The sequence below is a fragment of the Bradyrhizobium sp. USDA 327 genome, assembly GCF_041262065.1.
In the GTDB taxonomy this organism is placed as follows: domain Bacteria; phylum Pseudomonadota; class Alphaproteobacteria; order Rhizobiales; family Xanthobacteraceae; genus Bradyrhizobium; species Bradyrhizobium liaoningense.
Genome location: NZ_JBGCCW010000001.1, coordinates 2,207,041 through 2,227,420 on the forward strand (window position 1 = coordinate 2,207,041; position 20,380 = coordinate 2,227,420).

Annotated in this window: 18 protein-coding genes; 14 read left to right on the plus strand and 4 right to left on the minus strand. The window is 65.1% G+C overall.

The annotated features are described in order from the left end of the window. The first annotated feature begins 4 nt into the window (after positions 1-4). Complete coding sequence (locus tag ABIA42_RS09935; protein WP_028179961.1) at positions 5-358, plus strand: diacylglycerol kinase; 354 nt, start codon at positions 5-7, stop codon at positions 356-358. Between the two features lie 18 nt (positions 359-376). Beyond that, positions 377-2,134, plus strand: a complete 1,758-nt coding sequence (locus tag ABIA42_RS09940) for an NAD+ synthase (protein ID WP_370113898.1) — start codon at positions 377-379, stop codon at positions 2,132-2,134. Between the two features lie 108 nt (positions 2,135-2,242). Here ABIA42_RS09940 and ABIA42_RS09945 read toward each other — a convergent pair whose 3' ends face one another. Both ABIA42_RS09945 and ABIA42_RS09950 read right to left on the minus strand, forming a co-directional pair. Further along, a complete protein-coding gene (locus tag ABIA42_RS09945) occupies positions 2,243-3,433 on the minus strand; it encodes a DUF2865 domain-containing protein (protein ID WP_370113896.1) in 1,191 nt (396 codons plus the stop codon). A gap of 130 nt (positions 3,434-3,563) precedes the next feature. Next, entirely contained in the window at positions 3,564-3,857 is a 294-nt protein-coding gene (locus ABIA42_RS09950) for a hypothetical protein (RefSeq protein ID WP_271529144.1), read from the minus strand. A gap of 290 nt (positions 3,858-4,147) precedes the next feature. Between ABIA42_RS09950 and cysS the strand changes: the two genes are divergently transcribed. From cysS to ABIA42_RS09970, 4 genes are all read left to right on the plus strand, one after another. Next, a complete protein-coding gene (cysS, locus tag ABIA42_RS09955) occupies positions 4,148-5,527 on the plus strand; it encodes a cysteine--tRNA ligase (RefSeq protein WP_370113894.1) in 1,380 nt (459 codons plus the stop codon). A 115-nt stretch (positions 5,528-5,642) separates the two neighbouring features. Next, positions 5,643-6,134 (plus strand): GNAT family N-acetyltransferase, encoded by a 492-nt coding sequence (locus ABIA42_RS09960; RefSeq protein WP_370113892.1) that lies wholly within the window; start codon positions 5,643-5,645, stop codon positions 6,132-6,134. Then, a complete protein-coding gene (gene cimA / locus ABIA42_RS09965; RefSeq protein WP_370113890.1) occupies positions 6,131-7,729 on the plus strand; it encodes a citramalate synthase in 1,599 nt (532 codons plus the stop codon). The genes ABIA42_RS09960 and cimA overlap by 4 nt, the downstream gene beginning before the upstream one ends. A gap of 119 nt (positions 7,730-7,848) precedes the next feature. After that, positions 7,849-8,226, plus strand: a complete 378-nt coding sequence (locus tag ABIA42_RS09970) for a VOC family protein (RefSeq protein WP_271529140.1) — start codon at positions 7,849-7,851, stop codon at positions 8,224-8,226. 198 nt (positions 8,227-8,424) lie between these two features. On the opposite strand, the gene ABIA42_RS09975 is transcribed toward ABIA42_RS09970, so the two are convergent. Beyond that, positions 8,425-9,030 (minus strand): TIGR00730 family Rossman fold protein, encoded by a 606-nt coding sequence (locus tag ABIA42_RS09975; RefSeq protein WP_271529139.1) that lies wholly within the window; start codon positions 9,028-9,030, stop codon positions 8,425-8,427. Between the two features lie 201 nt (positions 9,031-9,231). On the opposite strand from ABIA42_RS09975, the gene ABIA42_RS09980 reads away from it, so the two are divergent. From ABIA42_RS09980 to ABIA42_RS09995, 4 genes are all read left to right on the plus strand, one after another. After that, positions 9,232-11,190, plus strand: a complete 1,959-nt coding sequence (locus ABIA42_RS09980) for an ABC transporter ATP-binding protein/permease (protein WP_370113887.1) — start codon at positions 9,232-9,234, stop codon at positions 11,188-11,190. 80 nt (positions 11,191-11,270) lie between these two features. Then, on the plus strand, positions 11,271-11,975 hold the full coding sequence (locus ABIA42_RS09985; protein WP_271529275.1) for a phosphatidylserine decarboxylase: 705 nt from the start codon (positions 11,271-11,273) through the stop codon (positions 11,973-11,975). Between the two features lie 79 nt (positions 11,976-12,054). Then, positions 12,055-12,936, plus strand: coding sequence for a phosphatidylcholine/phosphatidylserine synthase (locus ABIA42_RS09990; RefSeq protein WP_271529137.1), 882 nt, complete (start codon positions 12,055-12,057; stop codon positions 12,934-12,936). Between the two features lie 123 nt (positions 12,937-13,059). Further along, positions 13,060-13,779: an RraA family protein gene (locus ABIA42_RS09995; protein ID WP_370113885.1), complete on the plus strand. Its 720-nt coding sequence runs from the start codon at positions 13,060-13,062 to the stop codon at positions 13,777-13,779. A 73-nt stretch (positions 13,780-13,852) separates the two neighbouring features. Here the strand turns inward: ABIA42_RS09995 and ABIA42_RS10000 are convergent, their stop codons facing one another. Further along, on the minus strand, positions 13,853-14,146 hold the full coding sequence (locus ABIA42_RS10000) for a hypothetical protein (RefSeq protein ID WP_271529135.1): 294 nt from the start codon (positions 14,144-14,146) through the stop codon (positions 13,853-13,855). A gap of 301 nt (positions 14,147-14,447) precedes the next feature. Between ABIA42_RS10000 and ABIA42_RS10005 the strand changes: the two genes are divergently transcribed. From ABIA42_RS10005 to ABIA42_RS10020, 4 genes are all read left to right on the plus strand, one after another. Continuing rightward, positions 14,448-15,221 carry a motility protein A gene (locus ABIA42_RS10005; protein WP_271529134.1) on the plus strand — a complete coding sequence of 258 codons (774 nt, stop codon included), beginning with the start codon at positions 14,448-14,450 and terminating at the stop codon, positions 15,219-15,221. 23 nt (positions 15,222-15,244) lie between these two features. Beyond that, entirely contained in the window at positions 15,245-16,075 is an 831-nt protein-coding gene (locus ABIA42_RS10010; RefSeq protein ID WP_061877699.1) for a flagellar motor protein MotB, read from the plus strand. Between the two features lie 176 nt (positions 16,076-16,251). Continuing rightward, positions 16,252-18,153: a potassium transporter Kup gene (locus ABIA42_RS10015; RefSeq protein WP_370113882.1), complete on the plus strand. Its 1,902-nt coding sequence runs from the start codon at positions 16,252-16,254 to the stop codon at positions 18,151-18,153. A gap of 140 nt (positions 18,154-18,293) precedes the next feature. After that, positions 18,294-20,222 (plus strand): potassium transporter Kup, encoded by a 1,929-nt coding sequence (locus ABIA42_RS10020; protein WP_271529132.1) that lies wholly within the window; start codon positions 18,294-18,296, stop codon positions 20,220-20,222. Positions 20,223-20,380: the final 158 nt, after the last annotated feature.

Below are 20,380 nucleotides of genomic sequence, written 5' to 3' on the forward strand. Positions count from 1 at the left end.
GACCTTGCTGCGGATCTGGAAGGCCACGATCAATTCCCGGAACGGTCTGGCCTTTGCGTTCCGATCGGAGCAGGCCGTCCGCGAAGAGATCTTTGCGCTCCTGCTGTCGGTGCCGCTCGCCTGGTTCATCGGCGCGACCGCGATGCGCGCGGTCGAGCTGGTCTGTTCAGTCGCCTTCGTTCTGGTCGTCGAGCTGCTCAACACCGCGATCGAGAAGCTCGCCGATCGGCTGACGATGGATCACGACAAGCAGATCGGCCGGGTCAAGGACATGGGCTCGGCCGCGGTCGGCGTTGCCTTGCTGATGGCCGGCGCGTTCTGGATCATCGCCATCATCGAGCGGCTGGGGTTCCTCTAGCCTGGGAATGGGAGCGCCATGACCGAACGTCTCAATGAATTCGCGGTCACGCTCGCCCAGCTCAACCCGACCATGGGCGACATCGAGGGCAATGCCGCCAAGGCGCGTGCCGCGCGTGCGCAGGCCAAGTCCGATGGCGCCGATCTCGTGCTGTTTCCGGAATTGTTCATCGCCGGCTATCCGCCGGAGGACCTGGTGCAGAAGCCGGCCTTCCAGGCCGCCTGCCGCGCCGCGATCGAAAGCCTCGCACGCGAGACCGCGGACGGTGGTCCGGCCATGCTGGTCGGCACGCCCTGGGTCGAGGAGGGCAGGCTCTACAATGCCTGCGCGCTGCTCGACGGCGGCCGCATCGCGAGCTTGCGCTACAAGTGCAACCTGCCGAACTACGGCGTGTTCGACGAGAAGCGACTGTTTGCGCGCGGCCCTGCCGCAGGGCCGGTGACCGTGCGTGGCGTTCGCATCGGCGTTCCGATCTGCGAGGACATCTGGCTGGAGGAGTCCGAGGATTACGAGAACGTGGTCGAGACGCTGGCGGAGACCGGCGCCGAGATCATCCTCGTGCCGAACGGCTCGCCTTATGCCCGGGACAAGAACGACGTGCGCCTGTCGGTCGCGGTGGCGCGCGTGACCGAGAGCGGACTGCCGCTGGTCTATCTGAATCAGGTTTGCGGCCAGGACGAGCTGGTGTTCGACGGCGCCTCCTTCGCGCTCAACGGCGATCTCTCGCTTGCGGCGCAATTGCCGGCCTTCGAGGAGAGCGTCGTCACGCTGCGCTTCACTCGTAACGGCGACGACTGGCGCTGCACGGGCCCGATCGCCGAATTGCCCGAGGGCGACAAGGCCGACTACGCCGCCTGCGTGCTGGGCTTGCGCGACTATGTTACCAAGAACGGCTTTCCCGGCGTGCTGCTCGGGATTTCCGGCGGCATCGATTCCGCTCTGTGCGCGGCGATCGCGGTCGACGCGCTCGGCGCCGACCAGGTGCATGGTGTGATGCTGCCTTATCGCTACACGGCCGCACACTCGATCGCCGATGCCGGCGAGCTCGCGGGCCATCTCGGCATCCGCTACGAGGTTTTGCCGATCGCCGAGGCTGTGAACGGCTTCGAGACCATCCTGTCCGGCATCTTCAAGAACCTGCCGCCCGACATCACCGAGGAAAACCTCCAGGCCCGCACGCGCGGCACGCTGCTGATGGCGATCTCCAACAAGACCGGCCTGATGGTGGTGACCACAGGCAACAAGTCGGAGATGTCGGTCGGCTACGCCACGCTCTATGGCGACATGAATGGCGGCTTCAACCCGATCAAGGACATCTACAAGACGCAGGTGTTTCGCCTGGCGGCGTTGCGCAACGGCTGGAAGCCGGAAGGCGCGCTCGGCCCTGCGGGCGAGGTCATTCCGCCCGACATCATCACGCGCCCGCCGACAGCGGAGCTGCGCGAGAACCAGACCGACCAGGACACGCTGCCGCCCTATGACGTGCTCGACGCCATCCTGGAGCGCCTGGTCGAACGCGAGCAGCCGCTGGACCAGATCATTGCCGCCGGCTTCGACCGCGAGATCGTCACCCGCATCGACCATCTGCTCAACGTCGCCGAATACAAGCGCCGCCAGGCGGCGCCCGGCGTGAAGGTGACGGCGAGGAACTTCGGCCGCGACCGCCGCTATCCCATCACGAACCGGTTTCGCGACAAGGGCGAGGGGGTGTCCGCGCCTGACGAGACGTTGGTTTCGCGCGGCAGCCGGGCGTCGATCGACGCGTTCGAGGGGTGAGCTTTCAAAGATGCTTGCGGGGGCGAGGCAGGCGATCTCGCTACTCATTCCGCTGGATGCCCCGCCTGCGCGGGGCATGACAGTTGAGATTGGAGCAGGCGCCTTACGCTACTTCTGCTGCTGCGGCAGGAAGGTCGGGCCGACCGAGCGGATCGGCTTGTTCTCGGAGCTCGCAGCGGTGCCCGCATCCGCGGGCGGGGTTGCAGCCGGCGCATTCGCCGTCGTCGGCGCGGGAGCTGCGCCCTTCTTCGCATTCGCAGGCGTGCCCCTGTTGAGCCGCTGCTGCTGCATCTTCCTGGCGCTCTCTTCGGTGACGATGATGTCGCCCTGCTGCTCGGCCGCAGCCTTGTCGTCGGCCGATTTCAGCGCATCCGCCCAGGTCTGGCCCGCCGCCTTGCAGGAGCAGGACGGGTTGAACTCGCTGCGGAATTTGAAGGCGGTCGGTAGCGCGGTGTAGGGCTGGCCGCCGATGGAGACCGCCGAATTCATGTCTTCACCGGGATTGCGATGAGTGTACAGCACGGCTTCGGCAGCCGGGCACAGCGCCTTGCAGGTCTTCTCGTCGTCGGGGAAGCGCGCCGGCACCGTCGCAAACGAGATCGGGAAATAGGCGCCGTCGCAAGTGCGAACGCACACGGTGCGGTAGGTGCCGGATTGCGGCCCGAGATCGGAGGGCGGCACGGCTTGCGGATTATTCGGGTTGTTGCCGCCGCCGAACAGATTGGTCAGGAAGTTGCCGCCGCCTTGTGACTGCGCGACATTGGCATATTGCGGGCCGCAATTGTTCTGCGCCAGCGCCATCAGCACCGAGCGGCGCTGGTTGTCGCGCTCCGGGCTGGAGCCGCCGGGACCGCCGCCGCGCAGCCGCTCGAGATTGACGGTGATCTGGTCCAGATTGGCGCGCATCTGCTGGATCTGGGTGTTGACCGGGCCGCACTGCGCCGACTGGCCGTTGAACAGCGAGAAGAAGCCGGAGGAATCGCAGCCCATGCGCTTGGCCTGCATGGTGACGCGGTCGAGCTCGGCCTGCTGCTTGGCCTGGGAATCCTGGTAGCGGCGGATCTGCTCTTCGCGCGCGGGGTCACCGCCGCCGCCACGATCGAGCGCGGCGAGCTGGCCTTCCAGCCGCACGCACATTGGGTTCGGTCCCAGCCCGTTCTGGCCGGGCTGAGGCGGCGGGCCGGGTGGTCCGGCCTGCGCGAAAGCGCCGGAGGCAAGCACGACCGCGCTCAGGAGCACGGTGCAGGCAAGGGGGAAGCGGGCACGGGGCAGGGACAACAATTCAGGCATATCCGCCATTCTAGCGAGGTCACGGCCCAATGTGACGTTGGGGGCCGAAGCGCGCCCTCCAATAGCCGCTTCCTGCGGCATCGTCACGTCGTTTCAGGGGCCATAGACTGGGCCTAAGGTCCGCCAGCTCCGAGCGAATTCAGCGCTGGCAGGTGATTGCGACATATTCGTCGCAACGGCCATGAGAGCAGTTTGCGCCGGTTTTGGGGACAGAGCCGGTAATTTCGTCGGGATCGACCCGGCGATAGCTTGATGCCTGGGCAAAATCTCGTGACTGGCAATAGGTGCGCGCGACGGAGGCACCGCATGTCTCGCCCTTGGCCAGGCACTGGCCATCCGCCTGATTGGCGATAATGAAGACGCGGGTCTCGGCGAGCGCGCTGGATGACGCGAGGATCGAGGCGCTGAAAATGAGCGCGAGTGCAGATCGCATGAAAATACCAGGGCAAAAAAGGAAGGAACCGCCGGTTCCAGAATGGCCTCAAATGGTTAGGGGATCATGAACCATCAGGGCGAGCCGCGCGCTTTGCGGAGATAAGACGGCGTTTTCGCGGCTCTCTTGACGTGGGGCCGCCTCATAGCCCATATGTCGCCTCATGAACGGTCTCCTCGCCATCTGCGCCATTTGCCGCGAGATTACGAGCTAGCGATTCGCTGGCTGGAGCCGTCTTTTCTCAAATGCATTGAGAGCCTTGGACGCCCGGCCGACAGGGATGGGTTGCCATGGAATTGCGTCTTTACGATACGCTGAGCCGGGAAAAGCGGACCTTTGTGCCGCTCGATGCGAACAACGTCCGCATGTATGTCTGCGGACCGACCGTCTATGATTTCGCCCATATCGGCAATGCGCGGCCGGTGATCGTGTTCGACGTGCTGTTTCGGCTACTGCGCCACCTCTACGGCGAAGCGCATGTCAAATATGTCCGCAACATCACCGACGTCGACGACAAGATCAACGACCGCGCCGCGCGGGATTTCCCCGGCTTGCCGCTGAACGAGGCCATTCGCAAGGTCACCGAACAGACCGGCAAGCAGTTTCATGCCGACGTCGATGCGCTTGGCTGCTTGCGGCCGACCGTCGAGCCGCGTGCGACCGAGCATATCGGTGAGATGCGCGAGATCATCGAGAGGCTGGTCGCCGGTGGCTTTGCCTACGTCGCCGAGGACCATGTGCTGTTCTCGCCGCAGGCGATGAACGCCGCCAACTCGGTGCTGCCGCGCTACGGCGCGCTGTCCAACCGCTCGCTGGACGAGATGATCGCCGGCGCCCGCGTCGATGTCGCGCCCTACAAGAAGGACAACACCGACTTCGTGTTGTGGAAGCCGTCCAAGCCCGGCGAGCCCTCATGGCCGTCGCCGGCCGGCATCGCCGCGCAGGGCCGCCCCGGCTGGCATATCGAGTGCTCGGCCATGGCCTGGAAGCATCTCGGCGAGCATTTCGACATTCATGGCGGCGGCATCGATCTCGTGTTTCCGCATCACGAGAACGAGGTGGCGCAGACCTGCTGCGCCTTCCACCGCGAGCGCATGGCGAACACCTGGATGCACAACGGCTTCCTCCAGGTCGAGGGTGAGAAGATGTCGAAGAGCCTCGGCAACTTCATCACCATCCATGAGCTGCTGGCGGACTGGCCCGGCGAGGTGCTTCGGCTGAACATGCTGAAGACGCAGTATCGTTCGCCGATCGACTGGACCATGAAGTCGCTGGAGGAGAGCGCCAAGACGCTCGATGACTGGTATCGCGTCGCCGCCGATGTCGCGCCCGGCAAGCCGGCCGCGTCCGTGATCGAGCCGCTGCTCGATGACCTCAACACGCCGCAGGCGATCGCGGCGCTGCACGGCCTGCGTGGCGATGCCCCTGCATTGTCGGGCTCGTTGCGGCTGCTCGGATTCCTGTCCGAGAGCGCGGCGCAGTGGGAAGGGCGCAAGCAGCAGGCGAGCGGCGTCGATGCCACGGAAATCGAGCGCCTGATTGCGGAGCGGACGGCCGCCCGTGGCCGCAAGGACTTCAGGGAATCCGACCGCATTCGCGATCTGCTCGCCACGATGGGCGTTGCGATCAAGGACTCCAAGGAAGGCACGACCTGGGAGATCGCGCGATGAAGCGGCCCGATACGCCTTTCCCGCGGCACTGGCTCTATTACATCGCGCTGAAGATCGCGCTGCTCGCCGGCGCTGTGGCGCTGGTGCTCAAGCTCTATGGGATGTGGTGAAGACGATGGGACAGAGTTTGCCAAAGCCCGCCCTGCGGCCCTTCCTGCCTGAAGACGTGCCGGTGCTCGCCGCGATCTTCGCTGCCAGCATCGAGGAGCTGACCGGCGACGACTATAGCGAGGCGCAGCAGGAAGCCTGGATTCAGGCGGCCGAAGACGAAGCGTTCGGCAAGCGGCTTGCCTCCGACCTCACTCTGATCGCGACGCTGGAGGGCTCGCCGGTCGGCTTCGCCTCGCTGCGCGGCAACGATCACATCCGCATGCTCTATGTCCATCCGGCCGTGGCCGGGCAGGGCATCGCGACCATGCTGGTCGATGCGCTGGAGAAGCTCGCAGGCAGCCGCGGCGCCGAGAGCCTCTCGGTCGATGCCAGCGACACCGCGCAGGGCTTCTTCGCCAAGCGCGGCTACACAGCCCAGCAGCGCAACAGCGTCACCATCAACGACGAATGGCTCGCCAACACCACCATGAAGAAGACGCTGGGAGCGCCGCAATGAGCAAGCAGCGTCTCTATCTGTTCGACACCACGCTGCGCGACGGCGCGCAGACCAACGGTGTCGATTTCACCTTGACCGACAAGAGGGTCATCGCGGCGATGCTCGATGATCTCGGCATCGACTATGTCGAGGGCGGCTATCCCGGCGCCAATCCGCTCGACAGCGAATTCTTCGCGACCAGGCCGAAGCTCAGTCATGCGCGCTTCACTGCGTTCGGCATGACGCGGCGGGCAGGGCGCTCTGTTTCCAACGATCCTGGCGTCGCCGGGCTGCTGGAGGCGAAGGCGGACGCGATCTGCTTCGTGGCAAAATCCTCGGCCTATCAGGTGCGCGTCGCGCTGGAGACGACGAAGGAGGAGAACCTCGCCTCCATCCGCGACAGCGTCGCCGCCGCGAAGGCCGCCGGTCGCGAGGTGATGCTCGACTGCGAACACTTCTTTGACGGCTACAAGGAAGACCCGAGCTTCGCGCTGGCCTGCGCCAAGGCGGCCTATGAGGCGGGCGCGCGCTGGGTGGTGCTGTGCGACACCAACGGCGGCACTATGCCGAACGAGATCGAGACTATTGTCACCGAGGTGACGAAGCACATTCCCGGCGATCACGTCGGCATCCACGCTCATAACGACACGGAGCAGGCGGTGGCCAATTCGCTGGCCGCGGTGCGCGCCGGCGCGCGGCAGATCCAGGGCACGCTGAACGGTCTCGGCGAGCGCTGCGGCAATGCCAATCTCTGCTCGCTGATCCCGACGCTGAAATTGAAGAAGGAGTTTTCCGACGCCTTCGAGATCGGCGTCACCGCGGAGAAGCTCGCAACGCTCGTCAAGGTCTCGCGCACGCTCGACGACATGCTCAACCGCGTGCCGAACCGGCATGCCGCCTATGTCGGCGAGAGCGCCTTCGTCACCAAGACCGGTATCCATGCCTCCGCCGTGCTGAAGGATCCGCAGACTTACGAGCATGTGTCGCCGGAGCTGGTCGGCAACCACCGCAAGGTGCTGGTGTCCGATCAGGCCGGCCGCTCCAATGTCATCGCCGAGCTCGATCGCGCCGGCATCCCTTACGAGAAGAGCGATCCGAAGCTGACGCGCCTCGTCGAGGAGTTGAAGGCGCGCGAGGCGGCGGGCTACGCCTACGAGTCCGCCAATGCTTCGTTCGAGCTCCTGGCGCGCCGCACGCTCGGCAAGGTGCCGCATTATTTCGAGGTCGAGCAGTTCGACGTCAATGTCGAGCAGCGCTACAACGCGCTGGGCGAGCGGGTCACCGTGGCGCTCGCGGTGGTCAAGGTCGACGTCGCCGGCGAGCATCTGATCTCGGCGGCCGAAGGCAACGGCCCCGTCAATGCGCTCGACGTCGCCCTGCGCAAGGACCTCGGCAAATACCAGAAATACATCGAGGGCCTGACGCTGATCGACTATCGCGTCCGTATCCTCAACGGCGGCACCGGCGCGGTCACGCGCGTTCTGATCGAGAGCGAGGACGAGAGCGGCGACCGCTGGACCACGGTCGGCGTCTCCCCGAATATCATCGACGCCTCCTTCCAGGCATTGATGGATTCGGTGATCTACAAGCTCGTGAAATCGGGGGCGCCGGCGTAAGCAAGATGTAGCCCGGATGAGCGAAGCGATATCCGGGGGCGGTATACGACGCACCGATAGACTTTCCCGGATGTCGCTTCGCTCATCCGGGCTACCGACAATGGGGGAGGGGCAGAAGTATGATCGACCACATCTCCGTCGGGGTCAGCGATCTCGAACGCGCCGCAAAGTTCTACGAGGCGACGCTCGCCGCGCTCGGCCTCACGCGTCTCGTCGCGCGGCCGCGCACGGTCGGCTTCGGCAAGGCCTATCCGGAATTCTGGATCAATCTGCGCGAAGGCATGCGGCGTGTGGCCCCGGAGAGCGGCGTGCACATCTGCCTGCGCGCGAAGACCGCAAGCGAGGTCGATGCGTTTCACGTCGCCGCGCTGTCCGCCGGCGGTGCCTCCGACGGCGCGCCGGGCATCCGCCCGCACGACCGCGTGCGCTACTACGCGGCCTTCGTCACCGATCCCGACGGCAACCGGATCGAGGCGGTGACGTTTCCGGCGGAATAGAGCGTGACGGTGAATTGGCTAACTGTCACCGCGAAGGAGGTACGCTCCCTCTACCGCTTGCGGGAGAGGGTTGGGGAGAGGGTGTCTCCGCAGAGAGATTCCCAACGAGGCGAGAACCCTCATCCGCCGCTGTGCGGCGACCTCTCGCGCAAGCGGGAGAGGTGACGGAGCCCGTGGCCAAATCGAGCGAACCAACCGTCAGAGCTTGCGCGCGACTTCCGGGGCGAGCTGCTTTTCAGCCTCGGCGAGCTGGGCCACCGCGGCCTTCAGCTTCGGCAAGATCTCGTCGACGCGATCGGCCTTGAGGATGTCGACCGACAGGCCGGCGCGGATGAACTCCGTTTGGCGCATGTGCGACAGCAGCGAGAACAGCGGCTCCCAGAAATTGTCGATATTGGCGAGCAGCACCGGCTTGGCGTGACGGCCGAGCTGTTTCCAGGTCAACTGCTCGACCAGTTCCTCCAGCGTGCCGACGCCGCCCGGCAGCGCCACGAAGGCGTCGGAGCGTTCGAACATCAAGCGCTTGCGCTCGTGCATGTCGGGGGTGACGATCATCTCCTGCACGCGCGTCAGCGCATTCTCGCGCTTGCGCAGGAATTCGGGGATGATGCCCGTGACGGTGCCGCCGTGATCGAGCACGGAGGTCGCGACCGCGCCCATCAGGCCGAGCGATCCGCCGCCATAGACCAGGCGGACGTTGTTCTCGGCGAGCGCCTTGCCAAACGCCTTGGCGCCTTCGGTGAAGCGGGGATTGGTTCCAGGGCCGGAGCCGCAATAGACACAGACGGTTTTGATCGTGCTCATTGGTGCCATGATGCATTGCAGCGAAGAGGCGTCAAGCCCAATCGGTGATTCGATACTCCCGGAAATCTACCGGTAAATGACGATAAACAATCAAAGATTCGCCATCTGGCGGGGTGCGCGGACATCGGGAAGGCTCTATATGACGGACGAAAATCGTCAATCGCAGTTGCGCCCGCATCCGGCGGGCTTTCAGGTTTCTTGATGGACCAACCTCAATCGCTCGACGGCGCCGACGTTCCTGATCCTTCCGCCGGAGGACCGCTGGAGCGGGCCACGCTGATGGGCACGCTGGCGCATCTGTGGCCCTATATCTGGCCGGGCGATCGCGTCGATCTGAAGATGCGGGTGGTCTGGTCCCTGGTGCTGCTGCTCGCCGCCAAGCTGATCACGCTGGCCGTGCCGTTCAGCTTCAAATGGGCGACGGATGCACTGACCGGCGCCAACACCGCGCCGGTCGCGGCCGACAACTGGCACCTCTGGGTGATCGCCTCGCCGCTGCTGCTCACCGCGAGCTACGGCGCGATGCGCATTCTGATGGCGGTGCTGACGCAATGGCGCGACGGCATCTTCGCCCGCGTCGCCATGCATGCGGTGCGCAAGCTCGCCACCATCACCTTCATTCACATGCACGAGCTGTCGCTGCGCTTTCACCTCGAGCGCAAGACCGGCGGCCTGACGCGCGTGCTCGAGCGCGGCCGCGAGGGCATCGAGGTCATCGTGCGCATGGTGATCCTGCAGCTGATCCCGACAATCGTCGAGGTCTCGCTTTTGATGGCGGTGCTGCTCTGGCAGTTCGACTGGCGTTACGTGGTCGTTACCTTGATCACGGTCACGCTCTACATGTACTACACCTACATCGCGACCGAGTGGCGGATCGGCATCCGCCGCAAGATGAACGATTCCGACACCGAGGCGAACACCAAGGCGATCGACTCGCTGCTCAATTACGAGACCGTCAAATATTTCAGTGCCGAGGCGCGCGAGGCGCAGCGCTACGACAGATCGGTGGAGCGCTACGAGGAGGCGAGCGTCCGCAGCTACACGTCGCTCGCGGTGCTCAACACCGGGCAGGCCGTGATCTTCACACTGGGCCTGACCGCGACCATGCTGATGTGCGCGATCGGCGTACGCAATGGCACCAACACCGTCGGCGATTTCGTGCTGGTCAACGCCATGATGATCCAGCTCTACCAGCCCCTGAACTTCATGGGCATGGTCTATCGCGAGATCAAGCAGGCGATCATCGACATCGAGAAGATGTTCAATGTGCTGGGCCGCGAGGCCGAGATCAAGGATGCGCCTGGCGCGAAGCCGCTGGTCATCTCCGCCGGCATCGTGCGTTTCGAGGACGTGCGCTTTGCCTATGAGCCGACGCGCCCGATCCTGAAGGGCATCAGCTTCGAGGTGCCGGCCGGCAAGACCGTTGCCATCGTCGGCCCGTCGGGCGCAGGCAAGTCGACCATCTCGCGGCTGCTGTTCCGCCTGTATGACGTCTCCGGCGGCAAGATCCTGATCGACGGCCAGGACATCCGCGACGTCACGCAGGCGAGCTTGCGTGCATCGATCGGCATGGTGCCGCAGGACACCGTGCTGTTCAACGACACCATCCGCTACAACATCCGCTATGGCCGCTGGGACGCGACTGATACCGAGGTCGAGGAGGCGGCGCGGCTGGCGCAGATCGACCACTTCATCCGCATGGCGCCGAAGGGCTACGACACCCAGGTCGGCGAGCGCGGCCTGAAGCTGTCGGGCGGCGAGAAGCAGCGCGTCGCGATCGCGCGTACGGTTCTCAAGGCGCCGCCGATCCTGGTGCTGGACGAGGCGACCTCGGCGCTCGACACCCACACCGAGCACGAGATCCAGGGTGCGCTCGACCGCGTGGCGAAGAACCGCACCTCGCTGGTGATCGCGCACCGGCTTTCGACCATCGTCGGCGCCGACGAGATCATCGTGCTGGACCAGGGCCGCGTCGCCGAGCGCGGTACCCACGCGACACTGCTCGCGCACGGCGGCCTCTATGCCAGCATGTGGAACAGGCAGCGCGAGGCCGAGGCGGCACGCGAGAAACTGGCCAAGATGGCCGACACCAGCGCGGCGCCCAACCGGGAGCCGCCGCCGGTCGATGACGTCCTGACGACGCCTGCGGCGGTCGACTGACCTTGTCTCCGGTCCCAACTCTGGCCTAAACAACTCCACCGCGCGGGGGCAACCCGCGCCGTCAACCCCTCCAGCGGCAGATAGCGATGTCCATTCTCGATTCGATCCAGCGCCAGATCCCGCCGATCCACAAGGAGGGCTATCCCTTCATCGGCGGTTTTGCGCTGGCAAGCCTGATCCTGTTCTGGCTGTGGTCGCCGTTGGGGTGGATCGGCACGATCCTGACCGTCTGGTGCGCGCTGTTCTTCCGTGACCCCGTCCGCGTGACGCCCGTGCGTGAGGGGCTGGTTGTGTCGCCCGCCGACGGCCGCGTCTCGATGATCACCATGGCGCTGCCCCCGGCCGAGCTCGGGCTCGGCGACCGGCCGCTGCCGCGCATCTCGGTGTTCATGAGCGTATTCAACTGCCACGTGAACCGCGCGCCCGTGGCGGGCAGGGTGGATCGCATCGCCTATCGGCCCGGCCTCTTCATCAACGCCGAGCTCGACAAGGCGAGCGAGGACAATGAGCGCAATTCGCTGGTCATCACGACGCCGACGGCGCGGATCGGCGTGGTCCAGATCGCCGGCCTCGTCGCCAAGCGCATCGTCTGCTTCGTCAAGGAAGGGCAGGCGATCGGTGCCGGCGAGCGCTTCGGCCTGATCCGCTTCGGCTCCCGCCTCGACGTCTATTTGCCCGTGGGCACCAAGGCGCTGGTCTCGGAAGGGCAGACCGCGATCGCCGGAGAGACGATCCTGGCCGACCTTGCCGGCGAGGACCCGAGCCGCGCCTACCGCGCCAATTGACCAATAGTCGTGCTTGTGGGCCTTCCGCCGCAATGGCGGAGGGGGGCGCGGCTTGCTATATCTCGCCTCGAGGTGAGCAATGACGCCCTATGACTTCAAAGATCCCGATGTGCGCCGCCGGCGGTTTCGACCGATCCCGGTGCGGATGCTGGTGCCCAACGTCATCACGCTGCTGGCGATCTGCGCCGGCCTGACCTCGATCCGGCTGTCGATCGAGGGGCGGATGACGCTCGCCGTCTACGCCATCGTATTCGCGGCCGCGCTCGACGGCATCGACGGCCGCATCGCGCGCATGATCAAGGGCCAGTCCAAGTTCGGTGCCGAGCTCGACAGCCTCGCCGATTTCGTCAATTTCGGGGTGGCACCGGGCCTGATGCTGTATTTCTGGCAGCTGCACGAGCTTGGCAATGCCGGCTGGATCGCCGCGATGGTGTTCGCGATCTCCGGCGGCCTGCGGCTCGCGCGCTTCAACGCCACCATGGATGATCCGAACAAGCCGGCCTTCGCGGCCAATTTCTTCACCGGCGTGCCGGCGCCCGCCGGCGCCATCACGGTGCTGCTGCCGATCTACATCGCGTTCCTCGAGCTCGGCCGCACCCCTGCGGCGGTGACGGCGGCCTATACGCTTCTGATCGCGTTTCTGATGGTGTCGCGCCTGCCGGTATTCTCTGGCAAGACCAAACGCATGCGCGTGCCGCCGGAGCTGGTGCTGCCGGCGTTCGTCGCCGTGATCGTCTTCATCGCGCTCTTGATCGCCTATCCCTGGCACGTGCTGTCGATCGGCACGGTGCTCTATCTGCTCTTCCTGCCGCTCGGCTACAAATCCTATCGCGACCAGGCGCGCGCGATGCAAGCCGCCGCGCCGGCGGGAGGCGAGGTCTCGTCACCGACTTCGGCGCCGACGCTGTCGAATCCGTCGGAGCCGCCGCACGATGACGACCGGCCCGGACGTCTGCACTGAGCGCTCCTCGCGGATATCTGCCATGAGGCCTGCCTGAGTTGGGTCGAGGCCCGATCTCGGCTATATCGCCCATGTACCGGCGGCATCGCGCAATCAACAGCCGCCCATCTGGGAGAGAACGCCGTGACCAATTCCGCGACCGGGCCGCTGCCCGCTTCCGTCATCGAGGCGCTGGGCCGTTATGACACGCCGACGATCTGCAATGCCATGGAGATCGTGGCGCCCGAGCGGCGTCTGATCGGCTACACCACCAAGCCGCTGGTCTGTCCGTTTCCCGACCTGCCGCCGATCGTCGGCTACGCCCGCACGGTTGCGATCCGCTCGGTGCTGAAATCATCGCTCCCGGCCGAGGAACAGTCCAGGCGTCGCATCGACTATTACGAATATGTCGGCACCGGCCATGGCCCGCGCATCTCGGTGATCCAGGACATCGACGGCCCCGATGTCGGCTACGGCGCATTCTGGGGCGAGGTGCAGAGCAACGTGCACAAGGCGCTCGGCTGCCTCGGCGTCATCACCGACGGCTCGATCCGCGACATCCCGCAATGGGCCCCGGGCTTCCAGGCGCTGGCCGGCTCCATCGGCCCGTCGCACGCCTGGGTGCATGCGGAAAGCTTTGGCGGCGAAGTGCGCGTCGCCGGCATGACCGTGAAGTCCGATGATCTGATCCACGCCGACCGGCACGGTGCCATCGTCATCCCGCTCGACGTCGCCGCAAAGCTGCCGGAAGCCGCCGAACTGTGCGGCCGCCGCGAGACGCCGATCCTGGAGATCGCCCGCAGCCCCGACTTCTCGCTGGAGAAGCTGAAGGCCGCGCTGAAGCGCTCGGCGGAGATTCACTAAAGCGCGATGCGATCAGGATGAATCGTCATCGCGCTTTAGGTTGTTCGGAAATCCGCTGCGGCGATCGAACGACCTACGGCCGCGACGCCGGCCGTGGGTCGCCTTGTTCCGTCAGAAACAGGACCGCCTGATCCGGCTCGCCGAACACTGCGGCGGCGCATCCGATCAGGGTGAAGCCGCCGGCAAGGTCCCATAGCGTGATGTCCTCCGCATTGTCCGGGAGGTGAATCAAGCGCGCTGCCATCACCGCGAAGGCGGCCTCGGCGAAGAGCACGAGGCTGAAAGCCGGCAGGACGAGCTCCGGCTCCAGCAGGTGGAGCGCCAGCACCGCGGGCAGCGCGGTGAGAAGACTGAACAGCGTCAACATCGCGATGGCTCCCGCGATCGAGCATGCCGCACGGCCATAGAATACCGCATGATGCCCTGTCGCGGATGTGGCGCAGGGCCGCAGTTGGAGTGTCATTCCGGCGGCGCCGGTCATGGTTAGCGAATGATTGAAATTCGTTCCGCTGGAGGGGATCGCGGCTCGCAGCAGCGGCCCGGCGTACTGTCCGGACTTAACCTTTACGCGGCTTTAAGGGCGGGCCTCTAGGGTTTCCAACGCGGTTCGGGGTCGGGCCGCACCAGCGGCCAGGACGGCCGTTGTCGCGTACGCGTTGGAGTCGATAATGGATATAGCAACACTCGTCGGCCTTGCCGCGGGCGCCACTGTTGTGTCGACGCTGATCTTGATGGGCGGCAGCTTCGGGATGTTCTACGACATCCACGCCGTGATCGTCATCTTCGGCGGCTCGTTCGCCGCAACGATGATCCGCTTTCCATTGTCGGCCATGGTGCACGGCTTGCCGCTGGGCGCAAAGTTTGCCTTCACCCTAAGCCGCCTTTCGGCCCACGACCTCGTCGACGAACTCGCCCGCATCGCCGAAATCGCTCGCAAGCAGGGTCCGGTCGGGCTGGAGAAGGTCGAGACTGACGAGCCGTTCCTTGCCAAGGGCATCCGCTACGTTGCCGACGGCTACGACCTCGACTTCATTCGCGACAATCTGGAGCGCGACCGCGACAACTTCCTGATGCATCTCGACGAAGGCAGCAAGATCTATCGCGCCGTCGGCGACTGCGCCCCGGCCTTCGGCATGATCGGCACGCTGCTCGGCATGGTGCAGATGTTCTCCAACATGTCGGACCCTTCCAAGCTCGGCCCGTTCATGGCCACCGCGCTGCTCGCGACGCTGTATGGCGCGGTTGTCGCCAACCTGATCTGTTTGCCGATTGCCGACAAGCTGCATGGCAAGCTGCTCGACGAAGAAACGAACCGCACCTTGATCATCGACGGCATCCTGATGATCCGCGATTCCAAGAGCCCGACGCTCGTGCGCGAAATGCTGCTGGCCTATCTGCCGGAGAAGCATCGTCACACCGAGGGAGAGCCGGTGCCGGCGTGAGGCCGCCCGCCGGGATTTGAGAGATGGCCAAGAAGAAGCGCGGCAATGCTCACGGCGGCGGCCACGGCTGGTTCGTGACCTTCGCCGACCTGATGGCGCTGCTGCTGGCGTTTTTCGTGATGCTGGTTGCGTTCTCCACGCAGGACGCCAACAAGCTGAAGATCGTCGCGGGCTCGATGCGCGAGGCGTTCGGCGTTCAGAGCGAAGCGCGCTACTCCGGAATCGTCGAATCCGACGGCCTGCCGACCCGTCCGCGGCTGAAGAACGTCGACCACATCCAGCCCGAGGATGCCTCCAACACGCCGACGCCGGACCAGGAAGACCGCGACAAGACGTCCGGCGCGAAGATCAAGGTCGACCGTAATTTCGCGCTGGCCGCGGCCTCGCTGCGCCAAGCGTTGCAGGACATGCCGGAACTGACCGAGATGTCCAAGCACATCATGTTCGAGGAGACCAAGCAGGGCCTCAACCTGGAGATCGTCGACCAGGACGGCCGCTCGATGTTCGCCGACGGCTCCAAGGTGCCCTATGACCGTACCCGGCGCCTGGTCGAGAAGCTTGCGATTCCGCTCAAGGCCACGCCGCTGCGCGTATCTATCGCCGGCCACACCGCGGCAGGATTTGTACCGACCCGCAGCGACTACGGCGCCTTCGATCTGTCGGCCGACCGCGCCAACGCCGTGCGCCAGATCCTCGAACGCGAAGGTCTGCCGCCGTCGCATATTTTCGCCGTCTCGGGCAAGGCGGATACCCAGCCGCTGTTTCCGGACGATCCCTCGCTCGCGGCCAACCGTCGGGTGACCATCACCCTGATGCGTGAAGATCCGCCGCTGCCGCCGAATCTGAAGCCGTAACGCCCCCCTTGCGCTACCGTTTTACCTGAGGCATGTCGTCGCGCTGACGATGAACGTTGCTGCGGCGTCACAGCTTCTGTTCCGGCGCCTGCTATGGTGCCGGGCCGATTGACAGGCGCGACGGAAGCGTCAATAGGCGCCGGATCAAATTCAGGGACGAAGCGTTTCTCACCCCCATGACGGCGAGCATCACATCGACCGAGACCCAGGACGGGCAGCCGGTCACATCAGGCTTTTGGGCCCTTACGCTCGGGAGCATCGGCGTCGTCTTCGGGGATATCGGCACCTCGCCGCTTTACGCATTTCACGAGGCCGTCAAGGGCGCGGCCCACGGCGAGCCGGTCTCGCGGGTCATCGTGCTGGGCGTGCTCTCGCTGATCCTGTGGGCGCTGCTGATCGTCGTCACCGCCAAATACGTCCTGCTGCTGCTGCGCGCCGACAACAACGGGGAGGGCGGCACGCTCTCGCTGATGGCCCTCGGCCAGCGCGCGCTCGGGCGGCGAAGCTGGGTCCTGCTCGCGCTCGGTGTGGTCGGCGCCTCCATGTTCATCGGCGATTCCATGATCACGCCGGCGATCTCGGTCCTCTCGGCGGTCCAGGGCCTCAAGCTCGCGACGCCCGCGCTCGAGCACTATGTCGTGCCGCTCACCGTCCTCATTCTGGTGCTGCTGTTTGCCGTCCAGAGCAAGGGAACCGCATTGGTCGCCTCGGCCTTCGGGCCGGTGATGGTGGTCTGGTTCGCCGTCATCGCCGTGATGGGGGCCGTCCACATCGTCGACGACCCCACCGTTCTGGCGGCAATCAATCCCTATTACGCGGTGCAGTTCGTGCTGTCGCACGGCGTGATCGGCCTCGTGACGCTCGGCGCCGTGTTCCTGGCGGTCACGGGCGGCGAGGCGCTTTATGCCGATCTCGGCCATTTCGGCCGCAAGCCGATCCAGTCGGCCTGGATGTTCTTCGTGCTGCCCGCGCTCCTGATCAACTATTTCGGGCAGGGTGCGCTGGTGCTGTCCGATCCCAGCGCGATCGAGCACTCCTTCTATCGCATGGTGCCCGAGAGCCTGGTGCTGCCGCTGGTCGGACTTGCGACTGCCGCAACCGTGATCGCGAGCCAGGCGGTGATCACCGGCGCCTATTCGCTGGTCTACCAGGCCGTACAACTCGGGCTTCTGCCGCGTTTCGAGGTGCGCTACACCTCCGAATCCCACGCGGGCCAGATCTATCTGCCCCGCGTGAACCGCCTATTGCTGATCGGTGTGATGCTGCTGGTGCTGCTGTTCCACACCCCCAGCAATCTGGCCTCGGCCTACGGCATTGCGGTCTCCACCACCATGGTCGCCGATGGCATCATGGGCTTCGTCGTGATCTGGAAATTGTGGAACTGGCGCGCGGCGACGGCTGCGGCCGTGATCGTCCCCTTCGTCATCGTCGATTTGAGCTTCTTCAGCGCCAACCTGCTCAAGCTGCTCGAAGGCGCCTGGGTGCCGCTGCTGTTCGGCGTCCTCATGGCGGGGACGATCTGGACCTGGCGCAAGGGCTCCGCAATCCTGATCCAGAAGACGCGACGGATCGAGGTGCCGCTGGACGATCTGATCCGGAGCCTGGAGAAGCGGCCGCCGCACATCGTCAATGGCACGGCGGTGTTCCTCACCAGCGATCCGGCCTTCGTGCCGACCGCGCTGCTGCACAATCTCAAGCACAACAAGGTGCTGCATGAGCACAACGTGATCCTGACCATCGAGACCGCGCATACGCCGCGGGTCGATCTGTCGGAGCGGTTCAGGATGGAGAAGATCAGCGACAAGTTCTCCAAGGTGCGTCTGCGCTTCGGCTATATGGAGCAGCCGAACGTGCCGAAGGCGCTCGCCATCGCGCGCAAACAGGGCTGGCAGTTCGACATCATGTCGACGTCGTTCTTCGTGTCGCGGAGATCGCTGAAGGCCTCGGCGCAGTCGGGCATGCCGCTGTGGCAGGACCACTTGTTCATCGCACTCAGCCGGTCAGCCAATGACGCCACCGACTATTTCCAGATTCCCACCGGGCGGGTGGTTGAAGTCGGAACCCAAGTCACTATTTGAACGCAACTGGCAAACCCATGCAAAATTGGCATGGCTATGGTCCGGAATCGGCCTAGGCTATGCCGGCAGCGCAGGCCTATAAGCCGCGCGCTCTTCCGCCGTTGTGCCGTGAAGCATTGTAGAGGCCATTGGGCTCTTCCATGACCAGTGACGTAGTAGTTCCCGCCCCGGAAACGGCGGCGGTCAATGGGCATGGTGAGGCCCACACCACCGCTGGTTTCGGTGCGCTGACGCTCGGCAGCATCGGCGTCGTCTATGGCGATATCGGCACCAGCCCGCTCTATGCGTTCCGCGAGGCGGTGACGGCGGCTTCCGGGCACGAGGGCCTGCCGACGGCTGCGGCCGTGCTCGGCGTGCTCTCCCTGATCCTGTGGGCGCTCATCATCGTGGTGACGCTCAAATATGTCGTGATCCTGCTCCGCGCCGACAACAACGGCGAGGGCGGCACGCTGGCGCTGATGGCGCTGGCCCAGCGCGCGGTGGGCACCGGCGGGTCCGCCATCGTCCTGCTCGGCATCATCTCCGGTGCCCTGTTCTACGGCGATGCCGTGATCACGCCGGCGCTCTCGGTGCTGTCGGCGATCGAAGGCATGAAGGACGTCACCCTCAAGTTCGAGCCATACATCGTCCCGCTGACCGTCGTGATCCTGGTCTGCCTGTTCGCGGTGCAGTCACGCGGCACGGCGCGCGTTGCTGCCTTCTTCGGTCCGATCATGTGCGTCTGGTTCGCCGTGTTGGCGATCGCCGCGATCCATCCGATCATCATGCAGCCGCAGGTGCTGCTCGCGCTGAACCCGCTCTATGCCGTATCCTTCATGCTTAACCACGGCCTGATCGGCTTCGTGACGCTGGGCGCGGTGTTCCTGGCGGTCACCGGCGCCGAGGCGCTGTACGCCGACCTCGGCCATTTCGGCAAGCGGCCGATCCAGTTCGCCTGGCTCTCTATCGTGCTGCCCTCGCTGGCGCTGAACTATCTGGGGCAGGGAGCGCTCGTCCTCAGCGATCCCGGCGCGATCGTGAGCCCGTTCTTCCAGCTCTTCCCGCAAGGTCTTATCCGCGGCAGCATGGTCGTGCTGGCCACTGCCGCCACCGTCATCGCAAGCCAGGCGGTCATCACCGGCGCCTATTCGCTGACGCGGCAGGCGATCCAGCTCGGCCTGCTGCCGCGCTTTGAAATTCGCCATACGTCGGAAGCCCATTCCGGCCAGATCTTCATCCCGCGCATCAACCAGTTGCTGCTGGTCGCGGTGGTGCTGCTGGTGCTCATGTTCCGCTCCTCCAGTGCCCTGGCCTCGGCCTACGGCATCTCGGTCACCGGCACCATGGTGGTCACGGCCATGATGGGCTTTGTCGTGATCTGGAAGGTCTGGCGGTGGTCGCCATTCGCCGCCGCCGCTCTCATTGCGCCATTCCTGTTCCTCGACCTGACCTTCCTCTCCGCCAACCTGCTCAAGGTGTTCGAGGGCGGCTGGGTGCCGCTGGCGCTCGGCGCGCTCATGATTATCCTGATGTACACGTGGCGGCGCGGCAGCCGGCTCTTGTTCGAGAAGTCGCGCAAGCTCGAGTTCCCGCTCGCCGACCTCGTCGCCATGCTGGAGAAGCGGCCGCCGCAGCGGGTGCCGGGAACCGCGGTATTCCTCACCTCGGACCCAATCAGCGCGCCGACCGCGCTGATGCATAGCCTGAAGCACTACAAGGTGCTGCACGAGAAGAACGTCATTCTCACCATCGAGACCGCGCAGACCCCGCGCATCGATCCGTCCGAGCGCGTCAGGCTGGAGCAGATCTCACCGACCTTCTCCAAGGTGACGCTGAAGTTCGGCTTCATGGAATCGCCAAACGTGCCGAAGGCGCTGGCGATCGCCCGCAAGCTGGGCTGGCAGTTCGACATCATGTCGACCTCGTTCTTCCTGTCGCGCCGGGCGCTGAAGCCCGCCGTCCATTCCGGCATGCCGCGGTGGCAGGACCGGCTGTTCATCTCGCTCAGCCGCTCCGCCAACGACGCCACCGACTATTTCCAGATCCCCTCCGGCCGCGTGGTCGAGGTCGGCACGCAGGTGACCATCTAGGGCGGGGATTCGCAGCGGACTTCAAGTCGCTGCGATTTAGCTTTAACTTGCGCCGGGCGGCTCAAGCCTTTGCAGCGCTTGATTTTTGCCTCCCGAGAGGCGAGGTTGCCGCCCGCCGGGGTTCGCCCCGGCATGCGCCTGCGACGTTGGAGGATGAT

Coding starts and splice junctions, on each gene's coding strand:
- ABIA42_RS09940 (WP_370113898.1), top strand. CDS start 377: ATGACCGAACGTCTCAATGAATTCGCGGTCACGCTCGCCCAGCTCAAC.
- ABIA42_RS09945 (WP_370113896.1), bottom strand. CDS start 3,433: ATGGCGGATATGCCTGAATTGTTGTCCCTGCCCCGTGCCCGCTTCCCC.
- ABIA42_RS09950 (WP_271529144.1), bottom strand. CDS start 3,857: ATGCGATCTGCACTCGCGCTCATTTTCAGCGCCTCGATCCTCGCGTCA.
- cysS (WP_370113894.1), top strand. CDS start 4,148: ATGGAATTGCGTCTTTACGATACGCTGAGCCGGGAAAAGCGGACCTTT.
- ABIA42_RS09960 (WP_370113892.1), top strand. CDS start 5,643: ATGGGACAGAGTTTGCCAAAGCCCGCCCTGCGGCCCTTCCTGCCTGAA.
- cimA (WP_370113890.1), top strand. CDS start 6,131: ATGAGCAAGCAGCGTCTCTATCTGTTCGACACCACGCTGCGCGACGGC.
- ABIA42_RS09970 (WP_271529140.1), top strand. CDS start 7,849: ATGATCGACCACATCTCCGTCGGGGTCAGCGATCTCGAACGCGCCGCA.
- ABIA42_RS09975 (WP_271529139.1), bottom strand. CDS start 9,030: ATGAGCACGATCAAAACCGTCTGTGTCTATTGCGGCTCCGGCCCTGGA.
- ABIA42_RS09980 (WP_370113887.1), top strand. CDS start 9,232: ATGGACCAACCTCAATCGCTCGACGGCGCCGACGTTCCTGATCCTTCC.
- ABIA42_RS09990 (WP_271529137.1), top strand. CDS start 12,055: ATGACGCCCTATGACTTCAAAGATCCCGATGTGCGCCGCCGGCGGTTT.
- ABIA42_RS10000 (WP_271529135.1), bottom strand. CDS start 14,146: ATGTTGACGCTGTTCAGTCTTCTCACCGCGCTGCCCGCGGTGCTGGCG.
- ABIA42_RS10005 (WP_271529134.1), top strand. CDS start 14,448: ATGGATATAGCAACACTCGTCGGCCTTGCCGCGGGCGCCACTGTTGTG.
- ABIA42_RS10010 (WP_061877699.1), top strand. CDS start 15,245: ATGGCCAAGAAGAAGCGCGGCAATGCTCACGGCGGCGGCCACGGCTGG.
- ABIA42_RS10015 (WP_370113882.1), top strand. CDS start 16,252: ATGACGGCGAGCATCACATCGACCGAGACCCAGGACGGGCAGCCGGTC.
- ABIA42_RS10020 (WP_271529132.1), top strand. CDS start 18,294: ATGACCAGTGACGTAGTAGTTCCCGCCCCGGAAACGGCGGCGGTCAAT.